11 protein-coding genes are annotated in these 10584 nt (G+C 69.3%); 4 read left to right on the forward strand and 7 right to left on the reverse strand.

Annotation, left to right across the window (positions count from 1 at the left end; genetic code table 11):
* Positions 1 to 23 precede the first annotated feature (23 nt).
* The 5 genes from ACWFR3_RS20565 to ACWFR3_RS20585 all read right to left on the reverse strand — a co-directional run bounded on the left by ACWFR3_RS20565 (position 24) and on the right by ACWFR3_RS20585 (position 3740).
* Positions 24 to 743 (reverse strand): HD domain-containing protein, encoded by a 720-nt coding sequence (locus tag ACWFR3_RS20565; protein WP_453736027.1) that lies wholly within the window; start codon positions 741 to 743, stop codon positions 24 to 26.
* A 200-nt stretch (positions 744 to 943) separates the two neighbouring features.
* Entirely contained in the window at positions 944 to 1510 is a 567-nt protein-coding gene (locus ACWFR3_RS20570; protein WP_453736028.1) for a hypothetical protein, read from the reverse strand.
* Between the two features lie 276 nt (positions 1511 to 1786).
* Positions 1787 to 2386, reverse strand: a complete 600-nt coding sequence (locus ACWFR3_RS20575; RefSeq protein ID WP_453736041.1) for an SUKH-4 family immunity protein — start codon at positions 2384 to 2386, stop codon at positions 1787 to 1789.
* 202 nt (positions 2387 to 2588) lie between these two features.
* On the reverse strand, positions 2589 to 3059 hold the full coding sequence (locus ACWFR3_RS20580; RefSeq protein WP_453736029.1) for an N-acetyltransferase family protein: 471 nt from the start codon (positions 3057 to 3059) through the stop codon (positions 2589 to 2591).
* 81 nt (positions 3060 to 3140) lie between these two features.
* Positions 3141 to 3740, reverse strand: coding sequence for a TetR/AcrR family transcriptional regulator (locus tag ACWFR3_RS20585; protein WP_453736030.1), 600 nt, complete (start codon positions 3738 to 3740; stop codon positions 3141 to 3143).
* Between the two features lie 216 nt (positions 3741 to 3956).
* Between ACWFR3_RS20585 and ACWFR3_RS20590 the strand changes: the two genes are divergently transcribed.
* On the forward strand, positions 3957 to 4919 hold the full coding sequence (locus ACWFR3_RS20590) for an alpha/beta hydrolase family protein (protein ID WP_453736031.1): 963 nt from the start codon (positions 3957 to 3959) through the stop codon (positions 4917 to 4919).
* 142 nt (positions 4920 to 5061) lie between these two features.
* Here the strand turns inward: ACWFR3_RS20590 and ACWFR3_RS20595 are convergent, their stop codons facing one another.
* The gene (locus tag ACWFR3_RS20595) at positions 5062 to 5709 is read right to left on the reverse strand and encodes a TetR/AcrR family transcriptional regulator (RefSeq protein ID WP_453736032.1); all 648 of its coding nucleotides are present in this window, start codon (positions 5707 to 5709) and stop codon (positions 5062 to 5064) included.
* A 335-nt stretch (positions 5710 to 6044) separates the two neighbouring features.
* On the opposite strand from ACWFR3_RS20595, the gene ACWFR3_RS20600 reads away from it, so the two are divergent.
* Both ACWFR3_RS20600 and ACWFR3_RS20605 read left to right on the forward strand, forming a co-directional pair.
* Entirely contained in the window at positions 6045 to 7646 is a 1602-nt protein-coding gene (locus ACWFR3_RS20600) for a GMC oxidoreductase (protein ID WP_453736033.1), read from the forward strand.
* Between the two features lie 20 nt (positions 7647 to 7666).
* Complete coding sequence (locus tag ACWFR3_RS20605; protein WP_453736034.1) at positions 7667 to 9115, forward strand: lipase family protein; 1449 nt, start codon at positions 7667 to 7669, stop codon at positions 9113 to 9115.
* 65 nt (positions 9116 to 9180) lie between these two features.
* On the opposite strand, the gene ACWFR3_RS20610 is transcribed toward ACWFR3_RS20605, so the two are convergent.
* Positions 9181 to 9588, reverse strand: a complete 408-nt coding sequence (locus tag ACWFR3_RS20610; RefSeq protein ID WP_453736035.1) for a MerR family transcriptional regulator — start codon at positions 9586 to 9588, stop codon at positions 9181 to 9183.
* 48 nt (positions 9589 to 9636) lie between these two features.
* Between ACWFR3_RS20610 and ACWFR3_RS20615 the strand changes: the two genes are divergently transcribed.
* On the forward strand, positions 9637 to 10521 hold the full coding sequence (locus ACWFR3_RS20615; protein WP_453736036.1) for an NAD(P)-dependent oxidoreductase: 885 nt from the start codon (positions 9637 to 9639) through the stop codon (positions 10519 to 10521).
* The last annotated feature ends 63 nt before the right edge of the window (positions 10522 to 10584 follow it).

Here is a 10584-nt window from a genome sequence, read left to right on the forward strand (position 1 = left end):
GCCCGTCGGCGGGTGTGCCTGACTCACTCCTCGAAGGGCGCGGCGAGCAGCAGGTCCTCCACGGTGGGCACCGGGAAGTCGGGGATGTGGCGGCGGCCGACCTCGGCGAAGGGGTGCATGAGCACCGAGGCGGGCTTGGTGCGGCACAACGACAAGATGTTGTCGACCGCGTCCTGCTTGAAGCCTTTTCTGGGAAAGGCGGTGAGTACTTCCTGAAGGATGTCCGACGGGATCTGCTGCAAGTCGTTCCCGGCGAAATCGAGCCCGGAGCCGACGGCGATCATGGCGATCTCCGGCCCCTTCCGCGTCGCGATGCCGACGCTGGTGTGCAGAGCGATCGCATCCCAGATGACTTCGACTCGCTCGGCCGGCATGTGCTGCTTGCGCAGGAATCGCTTCGCGGCGTCGGCGCCGTCGACTTCGAAGCGTTCGGTGGGGGTCCGGTACGCCTCGACCAGCCCGAGGTCATGCAGGGCCGCGCCTACGAAAGCGAGTTCACGGTCGTAGCGGACACCCCGCCGATCGAACAGCAGAGAGCTGAAAAGGTAGGTCCGCATGACGTGATTGAAGAGGGTCTGGGAGGACACACCCCGTACGAACTCAACGGTTCTCATGGCTACTTCGCTGGACGGGATGCGGACTCCGGCCACGTTTCCGGGCAGGGGCGCAGCGCTCGGAAGCGAGTTCTTCTCATTGCTCCGGTCGGACACGCGAATTGCTCTCTCTTCGGCGGTTGTTGCCACGAGCGTATGGATGACGCCACCGAGCCGACCAGTGGCGAAAATGCCGACAATCCCCGGATTCTCGCCAGGTGGGTTCCGCTGCCGCCGCCGCTGCCGCGCGGAGGAGGAGCGAAACGGTGCCGTGTACCCCGGTTTTCCCGGATGAAGACACCGAAGCGGGAACTTCAGGCGCAAGGACGGCTTGCGCGGCGGCCGGGTTGTCACCGCCAAAACCTCGCCTGTCGGGCCTCGTTGGGCGGGTCATGGACGACACGAGAGGCCCTCTGGCCACCCCGCCCCAAGGACAACTCCTCACCGGTGCCTACTGGCTGGACGCTCCAGTGCATCTGGGCGACGAGTGCAAGTGGTGCATGCAGTTGGTGCCGGACAGCGCCCAGTCCGAGCAGCGGGCCCGCCTGCAGGCCGAGTGGCCATAGCCAGACAGCGCGCCTATGTGACGACAGCGCGCCTACGCGACGATCGCCTTCGGTCCGGGTCCGGCTGCCGCGGCCGAAGGTGCCTCCTTCCAGGTGCCAGCGGACGACGCCGGTGTCCTCCTCGCCGAGCGGGTAGTCCGGGAACGTCAGGCGCGTGCAGTGCTGCTCCAGCACGTCCAGGCCGTCCGCGTCGAGATCGTCCAGGAAGTCGGTGAGTTCCTCGGGGGAGTGCAGGGATTCCGAGAGCACGATTTCCATGAAGGTCAGAGAGGTTCGCTCCAGCCAGCTCTCCCACTTCTCCGCGTTCTTGTCCGCCAGATCCGCCCGGATGAACACGGCGGGATCATCCACCGCGAGATCGGCGAGAAGGATGCCCCAGGACGCGGAGCGAGCAGGACATCGTGGTTGCTGGTGAGATCCCGGCGGCGGCCGAATAGCGCGTCCGCCTCGCGCAGCGCTTGCGGCAGCCGAAGGTCCAGCCTCTCCTCGGCGGCGGCCAGTTCGGACTCGCCTCAGCCGTCCCCCTCCGCCAGCGGAGTCGTCCAGTGCGCCGCGAACCCGCGGACGACATCCCACGCATCTTCCGGGGCCCAGTGGGTTCGGGGATCACCCGTGGAGCGAGCGTGCTCAGGGGCCGTCGCCCCTGAAGTGCTGGCCCGCGGCGATCTCCTGGCTGATCACCGACCAGACGGTTTCGTCGTGCTGGAAGGGGAGCGGGTCAGTGCTGCTCGTTTCCTGACGAATGCGCTCGACCTCGCGGTCCAGGCGCTCGAAGTCCGCGTCCTCTTCGGCGTCGTCGCCGCTGAAGGTGAACTCCTCGAGCAGGTGCTGGAACCGGAAGGCGACCTGGATGAGGGAGGAGACGTCCGCGTGGAGTTCCTGCACGGTCTCCTCGTCGGGGTCGAAAGCGTGCACCTTGCCGGAACCGGGGTCCAGGGCGAGGTGGGCGTTGAGCAGCCAGCCGATGACGGGCCACTCGCCCGCGTCCTCCGCGGCGTCCTCGAAGTCCTCGGTGTGGACGACGTCCTTGACGAGGGCCAGCCGACCGGAGGTCTCGTTGGGTTCACGCAGGTGGAGCGTCTCGGTGGGGACGCCCACGGTCTGCAGGAGGCGCGCGCCCTCGGTGTCCGCCGTGGAGGGCGGGAAGGCGGTGGCGGGCAGGGTTGCGAGCCGGTTCTCGCCGCCGAGAATGTCGGCGAGTTCGTCGCGGCTGACGTCGAAAAGCACTGCTGGAACTCCGAACTCGGCGCCGACGCGGGCGCCGTTGGGCTTTCGGGGATGGGAAGCGGTCACAAGGGAAGCGCTGCGGATGGAGGTGCTTCCGGCGACTCTCCGAGTCCGCCCCCATCCACTCGTCCGCTCACCCGCCCTCATCCGCAGCGAACTTGTCGTCCGAGGGCGATCAACGGCCGTCAGCTTACTGAGCCGCTCAGCCCGTTACTGAGCTGCTCGGCCTGTCTCGCTCGATGTAGCGCCGGAAGCCTTGCGCGAGCGGCTTGAAGCCGCACGACTCGTGGAACGTGTGGACGTACTCGTCGTCCGCTGCCAGCAACTGCACCTTGTAGCAGCCGGCCGTCTCGCCCAGCCGCACGACGGCCGCCAGCAATCGCTCCCCGACTCCTCGCCGTCGGCAGGTGCCGGCGACCACGACGTTCTCTACGAAGAGGATGGTCCGGCCGCCGCGGGTGAGGTTCGGCAGGACCACGCAGTCCGCGGTGCCGACAACAGTGGCATCGGCCTCGGCGACCAGCACGGTGCGTCCCTGCTGCCCGGCAATCCCTGACCAGATGGCGGCGGCGGACTCCGGGGGCAGGGGTGCATCGTCGGGGTTCAACTCGCTGTAGAGACCAAGCAGCGACGAGAGGTCCTTCTCGACAGCTGACCGCACGGTGATCTTCATGCCCGGAAGCCTAGACCGACCGCAGTCGCAGACGTCAAAGAGGCAGGGACCGCGCAGAGGATGCCTGGGCAGGTGCCGGTGTCAGGACGGCGGCTGCGGTTGCTGGAGGCCCTGGAGGAGCAGTGCGACCAGGCGGCGGGGGTCGTAGCGGGGGTCGGTGTCGGGGCCGATGCAGAGGTTGCCGATGCCGCGCATCAGCTCGTACGGCTGCGTTCCGGACCTGATCTCGCCCGCGTCGGCCGCGGCGTCGAGCAGCTGCTCGGCCACGGGCAGCAGGCGGTCGAGGAAGTAGGTGTGCAGCGCGGTGAAGCCGCTGCTGTCGGGCTGCAGCGTGTTGGCGAGGCCGTGCTTGGTGACCAGGAAATCGACGAAGACGTCGATCCACTGACGTAGCGCCGCGAGGGGCGATTCGTTGCCGGCCAGCAGGCTCGGGCCGGCTTCGGCGCATGCCTCGACCTGGTGGCGGAAGACGGCGACGACGAGGTCCGCCCGCGTCGGGAAGTGGCGGTAGATCGTGCCCATCCCGACGCCCGCCTTGGCCGCGATCTCGCGGATCGGCGCATCGACGCCGGAGGTGGTGAACACCTCGGCGGCGGCGGCAAGCAGCTTCTGCTGGTTGCGCACCGCGTCGGCCCGTTTGCTCGGGGCCGGCACCTCTCCGGACTGGCCTGCAGTGGGCACCGCGCTCTCCCTTCCCTGTTTCCCTGACCGCCGACAAGACGGAACGCCGTTCCGCTTGATAAGCGGAGCAGTGTTCCGTATCGTAAGTGGAGCAACGTTCCGGTTCAGTCTAGCTGAAACCGGCGCTTCCTCCCTGCCTCGCGCGCCCCGCCCGCCTCCGGGCCGGCGGCGGAGCGGCAGAGGCCTCAAAGGGAAAACCGAAGGGACAGGCTCATCGTGAGTGCATCGACTTCCATGACCGGCATCGCCGCCTCGACCGCCCCCGTGCTCTCGTACAGTCCGGTGGTGCTTTCCGTGGCCGGGCGCCCCGCGGACCTGCAAGTGCGCGTCACCCTGCCCGCGACTGGTGGCGACCTGCCGGTCATCCTCCTCTCCCACGGGCACGGCAGCTCGAACAACCTCTCCTCGCTCAACGGCTACGCCCCGCTCGCCAACCTGTGGGCCGCCCACGGCTTCGTCGTCATCCAGCCCACCCATCTCAGCTCCAAGACGCTCAGCCACCTGCACGCAGACGCTCCCGACGGCCCCATGTTCTGGCGCTCGCGCGCCGAGGACATGACGCACATCATCGACCGGTTCGACGAGATCGAGGCCGCCGTGCCGCAACTCGCCGGGCGCATGGACCACGACAGCATCGCCGTGGCCGGACACTCTCTCGGCGGCTTCACCGCAGCCCTCCTGCTGGGAGCCAGGGTCGCCGACCCCGAGGACGGGCGGGAAGTCGTCCTCGCCGAGTCGCGGATCAAGCAGGGCGTGCTGCTGGCCGCCCCCGGTAGGGGAGGGGACATCCTGACCGGGGTCATGGCCCAGCAGGTTCCGGTCTTCCGGAGCATGGACTTCTCCGCCATGACCACGCCCGCGCTGGTGGTCGCCGGGGAGAAGGACGACTCCCGGCACTTCACCGAGATGGGTCCGGACTGGCACGCCGATCCCTACCATCTCGCTCCCGGCAGCAAGACGCTGCTGACCCTCTTCGGCGCGGAGCATCTGCTCGGCGGGATCAGCGGATACGACGCCGCCGAGACCAGCGACGAGAACCCCGGGCGAGTCGCCGCACTCGGACGGCTCACCTCGGCCTACCTCCGCACCCAGTTCCGGCCGGGCGACACCGCCTGGCAGGAGGCCCGGGACGCGTTGGCCACCGGCCCCGCCGCGTTCGGACGCGTCGAATCCAAGTAGGCCCGGGTACAAGGTAGGCCCGGGTGCAAGCCGGATCGGAAAGTTCAACCGGGCCAAGGGGGCAGGCGTTCGGGCGCCTGTCCCGCTCGCGTCTGCGGCCCGTCGCCGAGCTTCAGCAGGGCGAGCTCTCCGTCGCCGCGCCTCAGTAGGGCAAGCCCTCCGCCGCCGCATTCAGGGCCGCGAGAAGACATGCGGTGATTTCCGCTCCGGACGCCTTGGGGTCATCGGCGTACCGCTGGGCGAAGTCCTCGGCCGCCGCGCGCAGTGCGCCGTTGAGGGCCGCCGCGTGCACCTTCACTCTCAGGTCGTCGGCGTGACTGCCGGAGCGGCGGGCGAGGAGCTGTCCCAGGACCGGCAAGGCGTCGTCGTGGGCCTGGAGCCACACGGTGCGCAGTGCGGGGTCGGTGGATGTCATGCGGATCAGGTCGAGGATGACGGGGGTGTCGGCGGGCAGCTCGCCGATCCGGCAGGTCTCGGCGAAGAAGTCCAGGAGGCTCATCTCCGCCGGCCAGTGGCGCAGTTCGGCCACGACGAAGTCGAGCCCTGCCGACAGGAGGGGCAGTACGCAGCTCTCCTTGGTGGGGAAGTGGCGCCACATGGTGCGCGCGGAGATCCCCACGGCCCGGGCGATCTGTTCCCCCGTCGTCGCGGTGACGCCCTGCGAGGTGAACAGGCGGACCGCCTCGCGGGCTATTTCGAAGCGGAGAGCCGCCTTTCGCCGCTGAACGAGCGACGGTCTGACGGTCGCTTCCGCCGTCTGCCCTCGCTGCGTGGATGGCGCCTCGCGCACTCTCGCTCCACCGCCCTCCGTCTCGATCACGGCAGCATAGCGAGCCGTCAACCCGGCATATGCGAGCGGCCAGATGACGCATGCAGACGTCTTGTCACAGACTGACACCCAGCCCTACTCTCCCGTAAGTGACCAGCGGGTAACCATGTCGGTCCGACCCGTCTTGTCAGAACGTCATGCCGTCCGAGCTGCCATGCCGTCCGAACTGTCATGCCCATGACAGTTCAATGCTGCCCCCTGCTCAATCGCTGACAAAGCGCCCCCCTGAGTCCCCGCAAACCCCCTTGAGCCCCTGCAAACCCCCTTGAGTTCCCGCACCCGCCAAGGAGCCGCTCATGCCCCCACCCAGCAGACGCGCCCTGCTCGCCGGCGCCGCAGGACTCGCGGCCGCCGGCGTCCTCACGCCACCGGCGACCGCCTCCGCAGCGCCTGCCCGCGTACGGCTGAGCCGGGAGGAACACCGGGTCGTCATCATCGGATCCGGCTTCGGCGGCGGCGTGGCCGCGCTCCGCCTGGCACAGGCCGGCGTTCCGGTGACCGTGCTCGAACGCGGCCGGCGCTGGCCGACCGGGCCGAACGCGGAGACCTTCCCCCGGATCTCGGGCCTCGACAAACGGATGCTCTGGTACGGCACCCTCCCGGCGGCCGTCAGGCCGCTGGCCAAACTCCTCGGCACGCCGCTGAACTTCGCGCCCTACGCCGGGCTCCTGGAACCCGTACTCGGCGAGAACATCCTGAGCGTCTGCGCGGCCGGAGTCGGCGGCGGATCGCTCGTCTACCAGGGAATGACCCTCCAGCCGTCGGAAGCGGTCTTCAACACCTGGCTGCCCGAACGGCTCGACTACCGGCGCATGCACCAGATCCACTACCCACGGGTCGCCAAGATGCTGCGGGTGGCCACGGCACCCGCCGAACTCGTCGGCTCGCCCACCTACTTGGCGGCCCGGGTGTTCGCCGAGCGGGTACGCAAAGCCGGCTACGGCCTCGAGAAGATCCCGATGCCGATCGACTGGGACTACGCCCTGGCCGAACTGCGCGGCGAGATGAAACCGTCCTACACGAACGGCGACTGCGCCCTCGGCGTCAACAACGGCGGCAAGCACTCCGTCGACGTGACCTACCTGCACCAGGCCGAGGCCACCGGCGAGGTCACCGTGGCGACGCACCACAACGTCACCTCCGTGGCGCGGACCGGCAACGGCCGCTGGGAGGTCCACGTCGACCGCACCGATGACTCGGGACGCGTCCTGGAGCAGAAGATCCTCTCGACCCGGGCCCTGATCATGGCGGCCGGCAGCGTCAACACCAGCAAGCTTCTCGTCCGCGCGGCAGCCACCGGCGCCATCCCCGATCTGCCCGACAGGCTCGGCGAAGGCTGGGGCACCAACGGCGACCGCATCTACGCATGGACCAACCTGCAGGAGGACTTCGGGGCCGAGCAGGGCGGACCGGTGGTCTACGGCAGCAAGGCGTGGGGCGACCCGGCCACCGCGAACACGATCATCCAGGCGTCACTGCCACCACTGGGCATCGACACCAGGACGACCATGCTCGTCGGCTTCGGAGTCAGCCCCGATCGCGGCCGCCTGCGCTACGACGCCTCCACGGACTCCGTCTCGCTGCACTGGCCACGGGACGGCGACGCCGCCAGCCACCGCCACATCCACCAGCGGGTCACGGCGGTCTCCCGGGGGCTCGGCGTGCTCACGGACACCAACTCCCTGGTCAACAGCACCTGGCACCCGCTGGGGGGAGCCGCCATGGGCAGCGTGTGCGACCTCGACGGCCGCGTGCAAGGACAACGCGGCCTCTACGTACTCGACGGCGCGCTGATCCCCGGCACGACGGGCGCGTGCAACCCCTCCATGACCATCGCCGCCGTGGCCGAACGGGCGCTGGACGCCATCACCGCCCGCGACATCGACACCATCATCTGAATCACGGACGAGGAGCCAACATGAGCCGCAAGAGACTGCCTTCGCGTTCTGCCCTGCCCGCCCGGTCGACCGAAACGGACACACTCCCGGCAGCGTCGATCACCCGCCGTGCCGCCCCGGCCCGCCGGCGTCTGATGGCCGGTGTCGTCGCCGGCACCGTCTGTGTGGGCCTTTCGAGCGCATCGGCCGCAACCGCTGCGTCAGCCGCATCGGCCTCCGCGGCCGATGGAGAGCCTGTCGTCTCCCGCGGGGTCACCATCCCCGCCTTCTACAGCCCGCCGACCGAACTGCCCGATGCCAACGGCGCGTTGATCCGCACCGAAGCCATGCCGCTCGGGCTGAGCATCCCCGGCCTGGACGGCCGCCCGATGCCCGGCACCGCGAGCCGCCTGATGTACAAGTCCACCGACTCGTCCGGCAAACCCGTCGCGGTGACCGGCGCCTACATCGAGCCCACGGCCGCCTGGACGAAACCGGGACCGCGCCCGCTGGTCGCGGTGGCCTCGGGCACCATGGGCCAGGGTGATCAGTGCGCTCCCTCGTTCGCCCTGCAGCACCCCCTGACCCTCAACGGCCAGACGGTGTCGGTCGGTTACGAGGCGCTGGCCATCTACCGGATCCTGGCCACCGGGGCAGCCGTCGTCATCACCGACTACGTGGGCCTCGGCGCCACCGACCGCCTGCATACCTACGTCAACCGCCTCGACCAGGGCCACGCCCTGCTGGACGCGGCCCGCGCGGCGCGCGCCGTGCCGGGGGCCTCGGTCACCGCCGAGTCCCGCACCGGTCTGTACGGCTACAGCCAGGGCGGCGGCGCCAGCGCGTCGGCCGCCGAACTCCAGTCCTCCTACGCCCCCGACATCAAGCTCGCCGGCACCTACTCCGGCGCTCCGCCCGCGGACCTGACATCGGTCATGAAGGGCATCGACGGCAGTGCCCTGGCAGGCGCGCTCGCCTGGTCGATCAGCGGTTTCGCCCAGGCCGACCCCGACCTGCGCGAGGTCGTCGACGCGAATGTCAACGCCGCCGGGAAGGCGGCCCTCAAGGACGCCTCGACGATGTGTGTCGGTGACGCGCTGTTCGGCTACGGCTTCACCAAGAGCAACAAATGGACCAACGACGGCACATCCATAGGCGACATCATCGCCGCCGACCCCCGGGCGCAGGCGGCCCTGGACAAGCAGCGCATCGGCAGGCTCAAGCCCAGTGGCCCGGTACGTCTGGCCACCGGCATCCACGACGACATCGTTCCGCACGGCCAAGCCAGGCAACTGGCCGCGGACTGGTGCAACAAGGGCGCCGACGTCACCTACGAACCGCTCGCGCTGCCCAACCTCGGCGACAAAATCCTCACCAACCACCTCGTGCCCCTCATCACCGACCAGGGTGATGCCATCGCCTGGCTAACCGACCGCCTCTCGGGCAAGCAGACCGCCTCCACCTGCTGGAAACTGCCGCTCCAGCCCTGACCCGGGCCGCCCGCGTCCCGCCCGCGGCGCTCGTCGGCCGCGGGCGGGTGCGCCGCTTCTGCCGCTCAGGCGGGGACGGGCTCCTGGCCGGCCCCGTCGAAGGGCGGATAGCTTCCGCTGCCCGTGCGCTCGGCCGCGTCGATGTAGACGACCAGCGCGTCGCGGGACCGGGCGATCTTGTCCATCTGGTCGTCAAGGCGCTGCAGCCGTGAGCGCATCGCTGACAGCAACTCGTGACAACCGGGCAGCTCCGGGGCCTCGCCGACCGCACAGGGCAGCACGTAGGCGATGTCCTCGGAGGACAGACCGGCACCGAGCAGGTGGCGGATCTGTTTCACCCGCAGTACGGCGTTCTCGTCGTACTCGCGGTATCCGTTCGCCCCGCGGTCTGCCTCCAACAGGCCCTGGGCCTCGTAGTAGCGCAACTGATGGGCGTTGACGCCCGTCCGGCGACTCAGTTCCCCGATCCGCATCGCACCTCACTTGACCTTCACACCGGTATCAACGTTGACGATGCTGCCATGAACATCAAAACGGATACACCCGTGACCGTCATCGGACTCGGACGGATGGGCCGGGCACTCGCCGGCGCGTTCCTCAAGGCCGGGCACCCCACTACCGTGTGGAACCGTACGGCCTCCAAGGCGGACCAACTCATCGCCGACGGGGCGCAGATGGCGCCGACCGTGGGCGAGGCGCTGACGGCGAGTCCACTGACCGTCATCTGCGTCACCGACTACCCGGCCATGCGCGCACTGCTCGGCGGAAGCGATATCCCGCTGGACGGCACGACGTTGATCAACCTGACATCCGGCGATTCGGCCCGGGCCCGCGAGGCCGCCCGATGGGCCGAACAGCGCGGCGCCCACTACCTGGACGGCGCCATCATGGCCATCCCGTCCGCGATCGGCACCGCCGAGGCGGTGATTCTGCACAGCGGTCCCCAGCCGCACTTCGAAGCACACAAGCCCACCCTCGACGCGCTCGGCACCGTCAGCTACCTCGGCGCCGACCACGGGCTGGCAGCCCTGTACGACGTGGCCGGTCTGGCGATGATGTGGAGCGTTCTGAACGCCTGGCTCCAGGGCACCGCCCTGCTCAGGACGGCTGGTGTGGACGCCGGCACATATGCGCCGTTCGCGCGGCAGATCGCGGTCGGGGTGGCCGCATGGCTGCCCGGATACGCCGAGCAGATCGACAACGGTGCCTTCCCGGCCGAGGTGTCGGCCCTGGAGACCGACGTGCGGGCGATGGCCCACCTGATCGAGGAGAGCGAGGCAGTGGGGGTCAATGCCGAACTGCCCAAACTGATCAAGGCGATGGCCGACCGCGCGGTCGCCGCCGGGCACGGCGGGGAACAATACCCCGCGCTGATCGAGGAGTTCGCCAAGCCCCGCGGCGACTGACCGAGCCGACAAGCGGACTTCCCGGCAGGGGCACATGAAAATGCCGGGCACGCCGCCGAGAAG

The sequence above is a fragment of the Streptomyces sp. NPDC055189 genome (genome assembly GCF_053606765.1).